Below are 16,785 nucleotides of genomic sequence, written 5' to 3' on the forward strand. Positions count from 1 at the left end.
TTTTTGCCTATAAAAATTTTATAATATAATATCGTACAATATATTACACAAATCATAAAATATGGTATAATAGTCCTATTCTTAATTACTTTTTATACACAACAGGGATATTACCTCACCCCAACATACATCATAAATATTATGTATGTTACAAATAAAAAACAGACATTTATTTCTTATTAAATTGGTGGTTTATGTGGAGCATTACATTATTGGGTTTGAACGAGCCTACGCGTAATGAATATTACAGATAGGACCAATAAGCCATGTTTCTCAGCGAAACATGGCTTTATTATTGAAATCTTCTTGTTCAAAAATGGAACATATAATAAAAAATACGTATTATATGTTATAAAATATATAATATTTCGAAATTCGAGGAGGTACTTATTAATATGGATTGGTTTAATAACTTACAAGTTAAACAAAAATTGACGCTTTTAATTGCTGTATTTGTTTTTGCCATTATTGGTGTCTCATTAGCGAACAACCTAGAATTAAAGCAAAGCAGCTCTCGAATGGATCAGCTTTACACAACGAATGTAAAACAAATTCAATTGGCTTATAAGGACAAAGTATTATTACATCAAACCGTAGAAACCATATATGCTTTAATAATTTCAACTGAAGCTAGCGAAAATCAAAGACTCAAAACGGATCTCGCTGAAATAAGAAAAGAATTAGATGAAAATATTGCAACCTACGAAAAGCTGCCATTGACAGCAGCACAAGTTAGCGATATAAATGCCCTAAAAGATTCTGTACAAAAATACCGTGCTGTTAACAATCAAATAATCGACCTAGCAACACAAAATAAAAATCAAGAAGCATATGCTTTATCTAAAAAAGAAGCAGCACCACTATTGAAAAATATTTTAGTTGCTGGAGATAAAATTGCAAATGATTCGGATCAAGGCGCCGCTGAAATGAATGAATTCGGTAAGACCGAAATAGTAAAATCAGTATGGACATCTAGTATAATTACCTTAATTGCCATCTTATTAGGTTTAAGTATAGGTATATTAACGGTTAAGCAAATAGGAAACAGATTAAAAACGACTGTAAATTTCTTGACACATCTTGCTGATGGAAATTTTTCAAATAATATTTCAGAAAAAAGCCTGCTAGATAGAAGCGAATTTGGTATATTATCTCAGTCCGTGGATAAAATGACTCGTAACATAAGAAAATTAATTCAACAAATTTTAGCTGCGGCTGAACAAATGGCTTCTTCTTCGCAACAACTCACAGCAAGTGCAGAACAATCTTCTCAGGCGGCTACACAGGTAGCAGAATCAACGACGCATGTAGCTGATAGTAGTACGAAACAACTCAAACTTATTGAACATACAGCTTCGGTTGTTAGTGAAATGATTCAGGGGATTAATACGGTAACTAAAAATATACAGACAGTCAATGACTCTGGTAAAAGAACTTCTGATACAGCACTTGAAGGAACAAAGGCTATTAAAACAACGATAGAACAAATGGCACGTATTGGTGAAAAAACTGAAAATGCTGCAGAAGTCATTCATGCTTTAAGTCAGTATTCGAAAGAGATTGATAAAATCATAGGTATAATTTCCTCTATCGCCGATCAAACAAACCTTTTAGCTTTAAATGCCGCTATAGAAGCAGCACGAGCTGGCGATGCTGGACGAGGCTTTTCTGTTGTTGCCGAAGAAGTCAGAAAATTAGCAGAACAATCTGCTCAATCTACAAAAGAAATTGTAGATTTAATAAAAAATGTTCAAATAAACACAGAAAAAGCTGTTTCATATATGAATGAAAATAAAAAAGAGGTTCAATCTGGCGAGGATTTTGCTAATAGTGCAGGCGATAAATTTAACAATATCTTTACTATGATTACAGAAATAGGAAATGGCATCGAAGAAATTACAGCTTCAACGACTCAATTGGATGCTGGAACAAAGCGTGTTGTTGAATCATCAAACAATATAGATAAAGAATCCCGTAAAGCCGCTAGTGAAACACAGACAATTTCAGCGGCAACAGAAGAGCAATCTGCTTCAATGGAAGAAATCGCTAGTGCAAGCACACATTTAGCAAAAATGGCGGAAGACTTGCAAACTATTGTACGCAAATTTAAAGTGTAAAATTCGGTTCGCTTCATACCTATGTTGTCCTGTATCAGTATAATAAATTATGACATTTTAAGTGTTTCTTCTTCCGGGATAATAGTATATCATTTAAAGAAAAGACCTCTCATCCAAAAAAGGATCAGAGGTCTTTTCTTGTCTGCAATTAAATAGAATTTTTTTATCCGCCTGCTTCTCGTTATCATGAATCTTTGTAACTTCATATTCTTTTTAAAAAAGGGATGTTCTTACAATAAAGAGAATATATAGTTCTAAAAGGTGGTGATATCATTGCGCATCTTTCATAAATTTGCACTCTTACTTATCATATTAATGCTCAGCAGTACGTTACTTCAATTTATACTTTTCGATAAATTTGTTATGTCAAATCTTGATGATCTAATACTATCTATCAATGAACGGGCTGCAAAAAATTTTGCCGTACAACTTTCTTCCGCCTTGGAAAATATTGAATATACCTTAAAAAAAACTGCAAATACCCCTGCTATTTGGCAAAATCAAAAAGAATTAGATCTTATGAATGAGATAACACCAAATATAACCGTCATGGCAGTTTTAGATTTACAGGGGAATTTCATTAGAATTAGTGGAATACCCGATCTCCCCACCGTCAATCTAGCAAAACGAGATTTTTTTCAGGCAGCCCTTCAAGGTGAAACCTCCATTACCGACGTCTATATCAATACGGCTGGTTATCAAATCATCGCCATCGCAACACCTATTTTGCAAGATGGCATAATTACAGGTGTGCTTATCGGTTCAATTCGTATCCATGAAAATAGTTTCCCCTTGGTTTTTGACAATACGATTTTTGGTCGTGATGGTTATATATCCGTTATTGACAAACAGGGTACTATTCTTTATCATCATCTAGCAGAACGAATCGGACAAAAATCATCTATATTTTCAATAATTTCAGATCAAAATGGTGCGCTAATTCATACCAACCCTTTCGGGCAAGAAAATTACGTAGGTTATAGCAAGGTTCCAACATTAGACTGGCTGGTTACCGTCAATCTTCCTACTTCTGAATTAACTGGATTTCGTCAATTATTATTTTATCAAAATATGATATCAGCTCTTATTATCACAATTGTATTGATCACGATTGCAATCTATACAATTCGTCGGGTCACGGACCCTATTGAGCGTTTAATTTCAGCATTCGCATTAATCCGTCAGGGAAAATACAAAGAAATTAATACAATGGACTATGCCGGAGAATTTCATGAAATGATTCATGCTTACAATTCAACGATATCCATACTGCAAAAACTGCATATTTCACTAAAAGAAAAATCGGAATTAGATAGTTTAACCAAAGCGTATAATCGCCGTGCTTTTGACAGGTTAGCTAAAAAACTGGATCAAGAAATCCAAGCCCATGCAGTAGACCAAATTGTTGTAATGATTTTAGATCTTGATTTTTTCAAAGAACTAAATAACTCGCAGGGGCATGCAAGCGGAGATGATACCTTGCAAAATTTCACTGAACTATGCCAAGCTGTAGCCGGAATTAAGTCCGTCTTTCGTTTTGGTGGTGATGAATTTACGATTATTCTACGAAATATCTCTCTAAAAGAAGCTCAGCATACTGCCGAAGAAATTCGGTCACTGTGCCAAAAAGCACTAGCTCCATGTACAACTAGTATTGGAATTGCAAGCTATCCTGAAAATGCTGCTACAATAAGAGATTTACTACTCGCAGCCGATAAAGCCTTGTACATCAGCAAAAAAAATAGAAACAGCATTACCATGGCTGATACACAAGCTTGATTATTATTCAATCTTTATCTGCGCCATCATTCCATTATCTTCATGTTCTAAAATATGGCAATGATACATAAATATCCCTTTTTCTATAAACATAACCTCAAGTTTCACTCGCTCATCAGGATTAATGGCAACTGTATCTTTCCAGCCTCTTTCATTCGCCGCTGGAGATATTCCATTGCGTGAAATGATTCTAAACTGAGTTCCATGAATATGAAATGGATGAACCATTCCCCCCATCATATCTTTTTGATTATAAATTTCCCATATTTCTCGCTTTCCAACTGTTCCATAGGCATCTATCCGATGTTCATTAAATTTTTCTTGGTTTATCTCAACCATTCCGGCCATTCCAGATAAAACGATTTTTCTATCAATCATTGAGAAATCATTTATTTCTGGCAATTGATTCAATACTATAGGCATTGTGTTTTTCGTATCTTTGCGTTCTCCTATCTGCATCTTCAATACCGCTATATCACCAGTCATCAGACTTAAAACATCACCATTTTTATACATCTTATCTGTGTTTATTATAACTTCTGCACGTTCCCCTGGTGAAAGCGAAAGTGCCTGCATTTCTACAGGACTATTAAGCAATCCACCATCTGTAGCAATTTGTTTAAATGTGCTGTTGTCACTCAGACTAAAGGTATAAATTCTAGCATTCGATCCATTTAGCAAGCGCAATCTTACTTCATTCGTTGTAACATCAATATAAGGATTAATCGTTCCATTGACAAGAAGCGTATTTCCTGCAGTTCCGTCTGCTCTATAGTCTTTCTCATAATCAAATTGGTTTGTATCAGTAAACGTGCGATCTTGAACGACTACCGGTATATCGTCAATTCCATACTTTTCGGGCAAACCAAGCTTCGATTCATTTTCATCTTTTACAATCAAGATACCAGCAAGACCTAAATAGACCTGCTCAGCTGTCTTTCCTATTACGTGTGGATGATACCATAATGTAGCAGCCTCTTGGTTTACATGAAATGCAATTGTTGTTTGTTTTCCTGCATCAATCGGACTATGGGGACCACCATCCATATCTGATGGCACGATAAGTCCATGCCAATGAAATGTCGTCTGTTCATTATTTAAATGATTAATCAAGTTTATCTGTATATTCTGACCTTTTTTAACTACAATTGTTGGTCCAAGAAAACTTCCATTATATCCCATCGTTTTTGTCTTTTCACCATCTTTAAATTGTACAGCACCGTTCTCCGCAGTCAAAGAATAAACGATATCTCCACTACTATTCATTTCTCCTTTTATTATAGGTGGTATATTTAAATATCCCTGTTCTCCCGTTTTATTTTCAAGCTTTGCTATACTGTCGTGCATCCCTTCCATCATATGATTCGATGATCCATTCATTCTCATCCGGCCAAAAAAACTCATATAAATGAATAAAGCTCCAATCAATATGCCAATAGTAATCGCAAGAATAATCATAGATCTTTTTTTCATACGTTCTCCCCCTCATATAAAATATAATAATTTGTACATGATCTGTGCATTTTTATTAGCCTAAAACACCAGCTAATTTTCTGTTTCACCATGTTTTTAGTATATAGCTTTTAAGAACGTAAAATAGACGACTAATACCAATCTATCTATCGGCTTACTCGTCTTACAAAAGCAAAATATAACAAAATTTGTTCATACTTAAAGTATTTCAATGTAAGTTTTATTCAAAAAGAATTAACTACTCTGTAAGTATACGTCTTACCTCTTATTATTTCAATAAAAACTTCATCAAAAAGAATGACGGATTATATTTGATGAACTCTTGTTGTTTTGGTTAGCGTGAATGTCAATGGCAAGTATGTGTTTCGTCGACTAATCTACTGCTTAACTTATGATTGCAATTTCACAAAAAATAATATATTATAATTTAATGAATAGAAATAATGATTAAAGCTCTGAAATATTTTTCTTTTAAAAATTTTGTATTATATATTGGCAAACTTGTTGAAAAACAAGGGCGCAAAACTATGGGTCTAAAGAAGTATTCCATGACTGCCAGGTTGCATAAGCGAATCGTGTATAAAATATACCGATATCCTATGTACTGGCAGTATTTTTTTTGTAAGAAGAAAATAAATGTATACGAAAAAAATCGGTGAGCGATGTACGCACATTTAAAGTATAAAAATATTAACTGTAGAAATGGTTGTTAAATATGATTGAATTCTATCTTTCTTTTAATTTTAAAGAAGGCGGCGACAAGCATCCGCCCAAAATTGCTAATACAATACGAAAATGTCTGTTTGACAATCAGATTATAACATCTGGAAGACAGTTTCATCTTTACGTAGATGCAGAAAGACATAATCTTGACAAGAATAAAAATTGTCAAACTAAAGGATGCTTAACTAAATCAGTTCGCATGAACTTCTTATGTAAAGTTGATACAGATCCTGATTTGCCTCCTTATGAATTAACTCTTCTCAATTTATTACTAGAACCTGCTTTTAAAATTTTAAGCAAACAATGTGGACTGGATAATTTTAAAATAAGGAAAATATAATCAAAATTCATCCGATGTAATACACCTATTGAAATATGAGGATGTTCAGGGGGGTATCATTCACTCAGAGATAGTTGATGGTGTTCGACTTATCCGAGCATCTGATTCCCTCAAATATAATTTTTTTCATTTGCTCGCTTCTCCTTATCATGAATCCAACTAAAAAGCTCTTGGCGTTCACAAATAAATACGACACCCAATAATCCCAATGCTGCTATTCCACATAAGGGAAATCCCCATACTCCACCCAGATATTCCATCGCAGTTCCTGCATAAAAATTTCCCACAGGCGTAGATCCCTGATTAAGAAAAGAATATACACTCATGACCCTGCCACGATGTTCATCATCAGAATTTAATTGAAAAATCGAATTTCCCATATTCATAAAAGCTAAATTCAAAAAACCGATACAGGCAACACAAAGAAAGGCTGCATTATAATCTGCAACAAAGACCATAAAAACTTGTAAAAGTGCGGTTGTACATAAACAAAGCAGAAAAAATCTTTTTTCTACCCCTTTTTCGGCACGAAAAGCCATAAAAATTGCACCAATAAATGCACCAATTCCAGCTGCGCTCATCAAACCAGTATAAGCCGCCGCCCCCATACCTAGTACACTTTTGGCAAAAACAGGGATAATAACTGCATTATTCATTGCAAAGGTACAAATAATTGCCATAAATATTATATTGATCATCAACGCTTTACTCTGTTTAATATAGGATAAGCCTTCTTTCACTTCTTTGATAACCTTTTGTTTTTTCCGTATAATCTGCTGCGGTAAAACATTAATATAAAACAAACTTAATAATACTGCAAAAAAGCTAATGGCGTTGATCGAAAAACAATACACTGTTCCAAAGTTCACCATCACAATTCCCGATAAAGCAGGCCCAATAATCTTTGCCAAATTCACAATTGTCGAGTTGAGTGACACGGCATTCATAATATCCCCCCTGCCAACGAGTTCAATAAAAAAAGACTGGCGTGCCGGCATATCAAAGGTTTGTGTTAATCCTAAAAAAATGCTAAGCAACAGAATATGCCAATATTGGAGCATATTAAGATAAGCTAAAAGAGTTAAAGCAATCGCTTGAATCATCAAAGCAGATTGCGTCATCAACAAAATATTTCGTTTTGAAAAGCGATCGACCAGAGCTCCCGCAAATAAAGTAAAAAGAAGGATCGGTGTAAATTGACAAACCCCAACCATTCCTACCATAAAAGGTGAATTCGTCATCGTATAAACAAGCCAGACCTGTGCTGTTCGCTGCATCCAGGTACCAATCAAGGATATACATTGTCCAAACCAAAAATAGCGGAATTCTTTATGCTTCAAAGAAGAAAAAACTCTTTGCAAAATTGGAATTAATTTATTTTTTAGCAAGCAGGATGCTCCTTTCTGGTATCTCTTTTCAGATTACGAATATGTCTGTATTGAAGTGTAACAAAAAATATATGTATTTGCATGAAAAGTCTTTCAGATTCACGTAGGATTACGTTTACGGGATGACGTAAAAATAACCTGAGCCCTATTTTCTATAGAGCTCAGGTCTTTCGTCGCCTCGAGAAAAAGCTGTGTGGAACTGCACTGAAATTCGTCGCGAACCAGTTAAGCGTTCATATTGATTTGCTTATTGCATTTCTCTCTGAGTTTGGTCCACCTGTTGCACAGCACGATTCTTCCCATCTCGCAATCGTTGTCCACCTCCAGGTCCACCCCAGCTTTCCTTGAATGACGTGCCCCAAGACATTATTTTATCCACCGGCGGCACATTAAAATAACTTGCTCCCAGCAATACTAGTATAAATACAAGTGCTAATATGGACTCGATATTCCATATTTTTTCCTGCCTGCCTAATAACAGATATCTCCACAAAACGGAACGATTATACCAAGCATGCAGTAAAACTGCTACTAAGAAACCCAAAGACAAAATCGTATGCAACCTAATATATTCCGTCTTAGAAATTCCTGCCAATGTCCACTGTAACTCACGAGCTACCCTGGTCGGCGGTACTATATACAATACCAAACCAGTCAACACCATAAAAATAAACAAATACAAAGTCAATAGAGAAACAAGCTGTCGTGAAGATATTCCTTTAAACATGTTAGCTACCTCCCCTTCGTATGATTTAAGAACTATTAAAAATCTATTCTATCTTTTCCAAATATTTCACACACCTGTAAATAACAAACCACCAGCATAATTCTGGCAGTTTATATATTTTTATGCACTTGTAACATGAATGCACCTTTGTAGAACAACTACTTCTTTATCATATGCGCTGTTATAATGGTGTAACTATAAGAATTTACTGTAATGATGCAATTATCTATATTCACATACCAATTTTTACCTTTTTTATTTGTAATCGAACTAGCCTTCTGTATCTTTTCTTTGCACCAATTGACGACTTCATCTGTTTCTAACGAAAGATTTCTTTTGATGCGTACAATTCCCAAATCGGTTGTATGCAACTTATTTAAATTTAAAAGCAATTCATTTGCAGTAATAATATTCAACTCCCTGATCGTATTTTTGCAAAGTTCATGGATTTTAAACAGCCTTTTCCCTATTATATACAACTTTTTGCCATTCTTTCATGCCGTAAATGGCATGAAAAAAACCGTCTAAAACGGTAAGCGGGTTCTTTTCAAATCAATAATTTAGAGGAGAACAAACTCAACCACACATCAACTGTTTCTTTGTTTATAGTATAATACAAAAATATAATTCACAGCAATATTTAACTTTTTATCCTGCAATACAAAATAATATTGCTACACGATATAGTGAGAGATGAAAAAATAATTCGGAGAAAAATAAATTATAGTGATGTATTTCATCTTTTTTTCAATAAGATTGCATATAATAAATTTAAAGCGATATGGCCTAGAAGGAATGTGTTTCTAAAATCAAGGAGGTCCTTATCCAGATGAAAGGGTTTAAACAGTTACAAGCTAAGCAAAAACTGACGCTTTTAATTACTGTATTTATTTTTTCTATTATCGGTGTATCGATAACAGGAAATTTGGCTGTAAAGCAAGGTAGTGCTCGAATGGATCAACTTTTCACCATAAATATGAAGCAAATGCAATCCGCTTATAAAAGCAAGGTATTATTACATGAAACTGTAGAAGATGTATATAGTTTAATGCTTACGACCGAAGACAGCGAAAATCAAAAGCTCAAAAACGATCTCATTGTAAAAAGAAAAGAGCTGGATGAAAATTTTTCAGCCTATGAGCAGCTATCATTAACAGCAACACAAATTAACGAAATGAACGCTTTGAAAGATGCTTTGCAGCAACTCCGCACTGCCGACAATCATATAATAGACCTGGCAACACAAAACAAGAAACAAGAATCATATGCGTTATATCAGAAAGAAACAGTACCTTTATTTAAGAACGTTCTGTCCGCTTTGGATAAGATTGCAAACGATTCTAATCAAGCTGCCACGGAAATGAATGAACTTAGCAAGACCGAAATGGTTAAATCTGTATGGACATCTATTATAATCACCTTAATTGCCACTTTATTAGGTGTAAATTGGTATATTAACTCTTAAATCAATAAGGCTAATAATGCCGTGTTTCTTCGCAGAGACACGGGTTTTGTTATTTTCATTAAAAGAAATAAGTAACCACAATTTTCCTCCTATATTTGGTAGATTTAGAAACAATTTTGGTGTATAATCACAGCACAGGTTTCATTTTTCTTATGCTAATCATATCATCAATTTTTATAAGCTCAAAAGAAAGAAGGTATTAAATGAAACGAATATTTCCTTTTGTTATAATATTTATGGTAATTTTAAGCAGTCTTTGTTTTGCCAATCAATATGATGATCATCCCGACAAGTATATAAAAATCGACTCTGGTGCAGACTTTAATACTTATCTGGATAAAACCTCTATCAAATCCGTAAAATATGCCCCACCCTACTACACGATTCAATGTGATAATATCGAATTTGATCAAGCTGACGGTATTACGGCTAAAACCACAGTAATATACTATTATGACTTCAATACAAAAAGCATACAGTTACAAATCCCTCAAAACATTGCCCATACAGAAGATGGCAGCATTTCATACAACTCCATTCGTGATGAACCTCCAGTTCACGTTGATCCTTCTAGTTTGTCATTTAAAGAGTCCATTATGTTATTTAAACAATTGTATGGTGAAAAATATGCAAATACATTTCTTAATGCTCCAAGGAATAAAGCAGAGACCAATTCAAATATAGATAATAAGAACGATCTCCCACTTGGTGAAATAGTATAGGTCCTCTCAAAAAATAATCTAAAACAATGAAACAGCAGCCTTGGCAAATTCTACACAAAACTTATTCCAGGGAGGATAGAGCATTTTGAAACGAAAACATTTTTTATTAAAAAACTTTTTCAAAGCAGAACCATTTTTCATACTGAATAACATTTCTGCTTATGTTGCCTATATTGATGCCATTACTTTGCGCTATAAATTTGTTAATAATGCATTTATTAAAGCTTATAATATCTCAAGAGAACAAATTATAGGTAAACATATGAATGAAATACTTTCAGAAAATAACTATCAAAATGCCATCAAATACATTTCAATCGTAAAAAAAGGAAAAATTGCCACATATGAATATTACTTTAATATGCATATTGGAAAGCGTTGGATTAAGGTAGAATATATACCTGAATTTGACATAAATAAAAAAGTTTGTTCTTTTATTGTTCTTGGATCTGATATTACCGATCGCAAAATAGCCGAAGAAAAATTGCAAAAAAGCGAAGCTCGTTACCGTTTTATGGTTGAGACTGCCAATGAAGGAATTCTAATTACTGGGCACGATTTGAAAATTATATTTGTTAATAATAAATTAGCATCTATGCTTGGCTATGAAATCAAAGAATTGATGGGACAACGTTTTAAAGATTTATTATTTGAAGAACATTTGGAAGATCTGAAAAGAAAAATATTGGAAAGAATACAAGGAAAAGATGCAACCTACGATCAATATTTACGAAAAAAAGATGGTTCTAAACATTGGGTAACTATTTCTGTAAAAGCAATGATGGATAACAAAAACAATTATATGGGCTCCTTTATCATGCTGACCGATATTCATGCGAGAAAAATGCTTGAAGAACAATTAAAAGCCGCCATAAAAAAGCTTGAAGTATTAAGTAATGTTGATGGATTGACCGATCTGGCAAATCGACGATATTTTGATAATATAGTATCTTTAGAATACGATAAATTAGCAAAACATGGAGAGCTATTATCTTTTATTATGATTGATATTGATTTTTTCAAGGGTTTAAATGACTATTATGGGCATTTGGTTGGAGACGATTGCCTGAAACAAGTTGCAAAGGCTTTAGCTGGAAGTGTTTCCGATCCCACCCAGCTCATTGCGCGCTATGGCGGTGAGGAATTTATTTGTATGTTACCAAGAACAAATGAGAAGGACGCCGAAACCCTTGCTGAGAAAATGCGAATTGCAGTTGAAAATCTTCATATCTCTAACAAAGGGTCTAAAATTTCAACATATCTTACTGTCAGTCTAGGCATTGTAACTATGCAGTGTTCCCCTGAACAAGAAGTAATAGAGCTTATTAATCATGCAGATAAGGCACTTTATCGTGCGAAATCTACCGGACGTAATAGAGTTTGCACATAAATTTATATAATCCATACACGTGAATATGAAATCTAATACTTGCCTATTTACTAGCAAAATACACAATTATAAAGCAAAAAAGGGCTGATGCACATAATAAAACATGTGCATCAGCCCTTTTTAAAACTATAAACTTAAAATTAGAAACGTATAGCTTTTTATTTTTTGTTATTACACGTTTTGCATGTGATTATCTTTAAAGTCCGACCCATATTTCAGTCCAAACCCTAATGTACGATCCAATGAAATATGAGCGATCCATATGGTAGCAATCATCATGAAGGTCTGCTGTGCTGTATATAGACCATACACTAGCAAAATCACAGGCAATACATACGTGTGTCCAATATTGTATATATATGCACCTAAAGTTTTATCTACAAAATAGCCAATCATAAAAATATCAGGCGCTAATAATAATACTGCAAATACTATCCAATTAAACTGGCAAAAAGAATACCAATAGATACTACTTATTAAAATAACAGCATTTTCAGCTCTCAGAATAAATTTTATCATCATCACACCATCCCTTGACTTTACTATAAGTACTTTTATTTAGAACGATTATTTAAAATCCACTTGCTTCCATTAAATTTTTCATAAATTCAGGTGCAATTGTAGACAATAACAACATAAGTGTTAAAGCAATTAATACGATTGTGAATATCCATGCAACAATATTATACCATTCCGAATTTTTATACTGGCCCATAATCGTTTGGTTATTAGCAATGAGTACCATAAAAATCAGAATAGGTGGTAATAATACCCCATTAACAACCTGGGATACTAACATGACATCCGTTAAGGATATATTTGGCCACAGTGCGATCCCTGCGCCTAATAAAATAATCACGGTGTATACGCCAAAAAAAACGGATGCTTCTTTTGGTTTTTTACTGACACCACTTTCAAAACCAAATGCTTCACAAACAGCATAGGCACTACTCAATGGCAATATAAATGCTGCAAGCATGGAAGCTCCCAATAACCCAAAAGAAAACAACATACTTGCATATTTTCCAGCCAAAGGTTCCAGTGCCATTGCTGCATCTTTTACCGATTCAATTTCAATATGGTTGATATTGAAAGTAGCCGCTGTAGTTACAATTACAAAAAATGCAATAAGCCAAGTAAAAAATGCCCCCAGCATAACATCCCAAAAAATATATTTATAATCTTTTACAGTTATACCTTTATCAACCACTGCCGCCTGTATATAAAATTGTCCCCACGGAGTGATTGTTGTACCAATAATACCAATAGCCATCATAAGAAACGCTGCATCACTGTGAAATGTAGGTGTAAATGAAGTCATAAGAACTTCTTCCCACGGAGGATTTATAATAACTCCTGATATAATATAACTTAAAAAAGTTGCACACAATACAAAAAACACTTTTTCAATTCGAGAATAATTTCCTTTAAGAACAGCCCACCAAACCGTAAAGGCCATAAGAGGTACTGCAATAATTTTATTGACACCAAACATTTCAAAACTGGCAGCAATACCAGAAAATTCCGATGCAGTCGTCCCCACATTCGCAATCATTAATACAATCATAGCAAAAAAAGTCCATTTTACACCAAAGGATTCACGAATCAAATCGGATAAACCGCGCCCGGTAATCGCGCCGGTTCGTGCTGAAATTTCTTGCGCCATAGCAAGACAAATCGAACTAACTAAAAGTGTAAATAATAAATCATAACCATAAGTTGCCCCTGCCGAAGCATAGGTAGCAATACCACCAGCATCATTATCAGCAAAAGCAGTAACAACACCTGGCCCCATTACTGCAAAAAATAAACTTAAACGCATGCGCATATTTTTCATTTTCTACCTCCCCACTTGCGAAGGGTAAACCAAGAGTGCATATCGATTTTCCCCTGTTCCGGCAACAAGAGATCCAGAACATCATCTACCGTAACAATACCTAAAATAATCCCCTGCTCATCGATGACCGGCACAGCCAGTAGTCCATACTTATTGATAACTTGTGCTATACTTTCATGGTCATCATCCGGCTGTACCGTCTGCAGCTTCGTATGCATTAAATCTCGCAATATTTTATCTGGTGCTGCAATAATCAATTCCCGCAGGGACAATATGCCCTGTAGTGTTCCAACATTATCTACCACATAAAGATAATAGATTGTTTCAGCTTCTGGTGCCAACGCTCTAAGACGGTTAATGACTTCTTCCACGGTAAGCTCTGCAGAAAATGCAATAAATTCCGTTGTCATCAATGCACCAGCAGTACCTTCCTCATACTGCATAAGTTCACGCACGCCCTCAGCATCGTCGACTTCCATCAAATTGAGTAGTTCTTCTGATTTTTCTGCTGTCATTTCTACTAGAATATCGGCGGCTTCATCTGGTGGCATTTCTTCCAACAAATCAGATGCCCGCTGTTGATCCATTTGTTCAATGATTTCAACCTGCGCATCTAAATCCATTTCCCCCAATGTATCAACTGCTTGTTGATCATTTAAAGTCTCAAGAAAACCTGCACGCGTTTTATAATCCATTTCCTCTAGTAAGTCCGCAATATCTGCAGGATGAAGCTGACTGATTTGTTGTTTTTCACGATTCAACTGAAGATAGGAATTCCAATTTTCTAAAGGATTCACATATTGCAAATCCAATAAATTGTTTTTACAACCAGCGACTAAAAACTCTAGGCCAAGACGACGTAAAAGTCCTTTTATTCCAATATCAACAGCAACTAATGTCATGTATTCAATATTTTCCTGCATGACCCATGACAAAATAATATCATTAACACGAACAAGTTTCGATCCTTTTAAATCGATGATTTGCTTATCCAGCAACCACTTGCTAATATAAATATCCGTTTCATGTAATATGATAGTTTTTTCTATCGCAAAGTTTTCTTTTAGTCTTATTTCTCGATACGTACAAGATTCTATCTGATCTATAGCAATTAATTGATGTTCTCTTGATTCATATTTAATTCCGATAATTTGTGGATAAGAATTCTCCCACCGTACAGCCATATCTTTGATTTTGCCTATCTTTCGATTACTTTTATCATAGATGGGCTTTCCTAACAATCGACTAAAGCAAAATTCTCCTAAAACTTGTACCTCTACCATAGTAGAATACCTCCTTTTATCCACTAAAAGCGGATTATGTAAAATGCCCCCCTGCGTAAAAATAGTTTGAGTGACATACTTTTATCATCACTCAAACTATTTAATGATGTCTGTTTGCTTGTAAAAATTCGTTACTAAACCCCAAGCTTCCGACTAGCTGATGCAAATTTATACACTTTTTCTCATATAACAATTATAGTTCATACTTAGCTGATTTTACAACTCCTAATTATTAATGGTTAATCACCAATAAGTTAAAAATATCAAGAAAAAATCGTTAATCGAGATAGTTCTCGATTTTTATGTATAGCTAATATCAGGATTTTTGTTATACATCTTATTCTGCCTCAGCTATTTTTTATTCGGAGACTTTGTTCATTCTTCCGTTTAGCACCTAATTCTTATCGTTGTTTTGTCAACTTGCAGCATAATTTGATTCATTTTTGGCTTCTATCGGAGAAATCGTTTGGGCAGTCTGTTTTTTTACAGTAAGTATGTTTTTATATAAATAACCTTCACGAATGCCCGATTTACTAACCACAATTCTTTCGTTTTTAAAATATTTACTCAGCGTATGTAAAATAATTAGTCCCGGTACGATTGTTTCAATGCGTCCTGGTACTGTTTTTAATAGAACCTTCAATGTTTCACTCGAAAGAAGTTCATTTTCTTCATCATTCTCTAAAAGCTTAATCATTTTTTTCATGTTAGACACTTTAATTTCAGCTGTATTCATCGACAAATTGAATAAAGATATATTGATTCTTCCGGTTGCACGAATCAACCCCCCCATACCACAAATAAAGGTTTGTGGTCTCGGAGCAAAATCAGTAATTTGTGCCAATTCCACTAAAACCGCATTTTTAATCATTTTTTGTTCCTTTTTATTTGGCAGCAAATATTGAACATACTGTTCATAAGCATTAAGTGAACCTATCGACAGATTTACGGAATTAACGATACGTCCATTTTCATACAAAACCAGTTCTGTACTCGCTCCACCGATATCAAGGAGCAAGCCGTTTTGATTCTGCATAGCATATGTTGCTCCGAAAAGATCAAGTGCTGTCTCTTCCGTTCCCGAAAGGACAGTAACGCTTACACCTGTTTTTTGCATAATTTGTGTAATAACCATTGCACTGTTTGAAATATTTCGCAAAGCCGTCGTAGCAAAGGCTGATATATTCGTAACATGAAATGTCTCCAATAAAGTTTTAAATGAAGAAATTGCCTGACAAGTTTTATCAATGCCAGCTTGCAGCATTTTTTCTTTTTTAATATAAGAAGCCAAACTAGAAGAATGCTTTTTATTCAATAAGACTGTTAATTGACTGTCATCTATTTTGTATATTGCCAAACGGATAGAATTTGAGCCAATATTAATAATTCCCTGAACCATATCAAATCACTCCATCAATCTATATTTTCTACAACTAAATTATCATGTAAGATAATGAAGCTTCATGCGTATACACAAAATTCCTATATCTATTATAATATAATTCAAGCAAACTTATGTTAATTTATGGTTAAGTTATCTG

The 16,785-nt window shown here is 34.2% G+C and carries 14 protein-coding genes and 1 riboswitch; of the genes, 6 read left to right on the forward strand and 8 right to left on the reverse strand.

Going from position 1 to position 16,785, the window contains the following annotated elements:
- Positions 1-395: 395 nt before the first annotated feature.
- Positions 396-2,117: a methyl-accepting chemotaxis protein gene (locus BMY14_RS16160; protein WP_091834088.1), complete on the forward strand. Its 1,722-nt coding sequence runs from the start codon at positions 396-398 to the stop codon at positions 2,115-2,117.
- A gap of 363 nt (positions 2,118-2,480) precedes the next feature.
- Complete coding sequence (locus BMY14_RS16165; protein ID WP_177177631.1) at positions 2,481-3,896, forward strand: sensor domain-containing diguanylate cyclase; 1,416 nt, start codon at positions 2,481-2,483, stop codon at positions 3,894-3,896.
- 3 nt (positions 3,897-3,899) lie between these two features.
- On the opposite strand, the gene BMY14_RS16170 is transcribed toward BMY14_RS16165, so the two are convergent.
- Positions 3,900-5,369: a multicopper oxidase family protein gene (locus BMY14_RS16170; protein WP_143063188.1), complete on the reverse strand. Its 1,470-nt coding sequence runs from the start codon at positions 5,367-5,369 to the stop codon at positions 3,900-3,902.
- Between the two features lie 484 nt (positions 5,370-5,853).
- Positions 5,854-5,937: riboswitch (cyclic di-GMP riboswitch) on the forward strand.
- Between the two features lie 147 nt (positions 5,938-6,084).
- On the opposite strand from BMY14_RS16170, the gene BMY14_RS16175 reads away from it, so the two are divergent.
- On the forward strand, positions 6,085-6,432 hold the full coding sequence (locus BMY14_RS16175) for a hypothetical protein (protein ID WP_091834093.1): 348 nt from the start codon (positions 6,085-6,087) through the stop codon (positions 6,430-6,432).
- Positions 6,433-6,542: 110 nt separating this feature from the next.
- On the opposite strand, the gene BMY14_RS16180 is transcribed toward BMY14_RS16175, so the two are convergent.
- The 3 genes from BMY14_RS16180 to BMY14_RS16190 all read right to left on the reverse strand — a co-directional run bounded on the left by BMY14_RS16180 (position 6,543) and on the right by BMY14_RS16190 (position 9,026).
- Positions 6,543-7,820 (reverse strand): MFS transporter, encoded by a 1,278-nt coding sequence (locus BMY14_RS16180; protein ID WP_091834096.1) that lies wholly within the window; start codon positions 7,818-7,820, stop codon positions 6,543-6,545.
- Between the two features lie 247 nt (positions 7,821-8,067).
- Positions 8,068-8,547 carry a DUF4405 domain-containing protein gene (locus BMY14_RS16185; RefSeq protein ID WP_091834099.1) on the reverse strand — a complete coding sequence of 160 codons (480 nt, stop codon included), beginning with the start codon at positions 8,545-8,547 and terminating at the stop codon, positions 8,068-8,070.
- Positions 8,548-8,705: 158 nt separating this feature from the next.
- Entirely contained in the window at positions 8,706-9,026 is a 321-nt protein-coding gene (locus tag BMY14_RS16190) for a DUF3781 domain-containing protein (protein WP_245741455.1), read from the reverse strand.
- Positions 9,027-9,376: 350 nt separating this feature from the next.
- Between BMY14_RS16190 and BMY14_RS16195 the strand changes: the two genes are divergently transcribed.
- The 3 genes from BMY14_RS16195 (at position 9,377) to BMY14_RS16205 (ending at position 12,124) form a co-directional block, all read left to right on the forward strand.
- Positions 9,377-10,012: an MCP four helix bundle domain-containing protein gene (locus tag BMY14_RS16195; RefSeq protein WP_091834103.1), complete on the forward strand. Its 636-nt coding sequence runs from the start codon at positions 9,377-9,379 to the stop codon at positions 10,010-10,012.
- A gap of 203 nt (positions 10,013-10,215) precedes the next feature.
- Positions 10,216-10,734, forward strand: coding sequence for a hypothetical protein (locus BMY14_RS16200; RefSeq protein ID WP_091834106.1), 519 nt, complete (start codon positions 10,216-10,218; stop codon positions 10,732-10,734).
- Positions 10,735-10,819: 85 nt separating this feature from the next.
- Positions 10,820-12,124 (forward strand): sensor domain-containing diguanylate cyclase, encoded by a 1,305-nt coding sequence (locus BMY14_RS16205; protein ID WP_091834109.1) that lies wholly within the window; start codon positions 10,820-10,822, stop codon positions 12,122-12,124.
- 171 nt (positions 12,125-12,295) lie between these two features.
- Here BMY14_RS16205 and BMY14_RS16210 read toward each other — a convergent pair whose 3' ends face one another.
- From BMY14_RS16210 to BMY14_RS16225, 4 genes are all read right to left on the reverse strand, one after another.
- Positions 12,296-12,646, reverse strand: a complete 351-nt coding sequence (locus tag BMY14_RS16210) for a DUF4260 domain-containing protein (RefSeq protein WP_019554578.1) — start codon at positions 12,644-12,646, stop codon at positions 12,296-12,298.
- A gap of 49 nt (positions 12,647-12,695) precedes the next feature.
- A complete protein-coding gene (locus tag BMY14_RS16215) occupies positions 12,696-13,961 on the reverse strand; it encodes an Nramp family divalent metal transporter (protein ID WP_091834111.1) in 1,266 nt (421 codons plus the stop codon).
- Positions 13,958-15,244 (reverse strand): magnesium transporter MgtE N-terminal domain-containing protein, encoded by a 1,287-nt coding sequence (locus BMY14_RS16220; RefSeq protein WP_091834113.1) that lies wholly within the window; start codon positions 15,242-15,244, stop codon positions 13,958-13,960. Before BMY14_RS16220 ends, BMY14_RS16215 begins: the two co-directional genes overlap by 4 nt.
- 415 nt (positions 15,245-15,659) lie before the next feature.
- Positions 15,660-16,643: a Ppx/GppA phosphatase family protein gene (locus BMY14_RS16225; RefSeq protein WP_091834116.1), complete on the reverse strand. Its 984-nt coding sequence runs from the start codon at positions 16,641-16,643 to the stop codon at positions 15,660-15,662.
- Positions 16,644-16,785: the final 142 nt, after the last annotated feature.

The sequence above is a fragment of the Propionispira arboris genome (assembly GCF_900109225.1).
In the GTDB taxonomy this organism is placed as follows: Bacteria; Bacillota; Negativicutes; order Selenomonadales; family Selenomonadaceae; genus Propionispira; species Propionispira arboris.

Bases quoted from the DNA above. Each gene is read 5' to 3' on its own strand.
- BMY14_RS16160 (WP_091834088.1), top strand. From the start codon at position 396: ATGGATTGGTTTAATAACTTACAAGTTAAACAAAAATTGACGCTTTTA.
- BMY14_RS16165 (WP_177177631.1), top strand. From the start codon at position 2,481: ATGTCAAATCTTGATGATCTAATACTATCTATCAATGAACGGGCTGCA.
- BMY14_RS16170 (WP_143063188.1), bottom strand. From the start codon at position 5,369: ATGAAAAAAAGATCTATGATTATTCTTGCGATTACTATTGGCATATTG.
- BMY14_RS16175 (WP_091834093.1), top strand. From the start codon at position 6,085: ATGATTGAATTCTATCTTTCTTTTAATTTTAAAGAAGGCGGCGACAAG.
- BMY14_RS16185 (WP_091834099.1), bottom strand. From the start codon at position 8,547: ATGTTTAAAGGAATATCTTCACGACAGCTTGTTTCTCTATTGACTTTG.
- BMY14_RS16195 (WP_091834103.1), top strand. From the start codon at position 9,377: ATGAAAGGGTTTAAACAGTTACAAGCTAAGCAAAAACTGACGCTTTTA.
- BMY14_RS16200 (WP_091834106.1), top strand. From the start codon at position 10,216: ATGAAACGAATATTTCCTTTTGTTATAATATTTATGGTAATTTTAAGC.
- BMY14_RS16210 (WP_019554578.1), bottom strand. From the start codon at position 12,646: ATGATGATAAAATTTATTCTGAGAGCTGAAAATGCTGTTATTTTAATA.
- BMY14_RS16215 (WP_091834111.1), bottom strand. From the start codon at position 13,961: ATGAAAAATATGCGCATGCGTTTAAGTTTATTTTTTGCAGTAATGGGG.
- BMY14_RS16220 (WP_091834113.1), bottom strand. From the start codon at position 15,244: ATGGTAGAGGTACAAGTTTTAGGAGAATTTTGCTTTAGTCGATTGTTA.
- BMY14_RS16225 (WP_091834116.1), bottom strand. From the start codon at position 16,643: ATGGTTCAGGGAATTATTAATATTGGCTCAAATTCTATCCGTTTGGCA.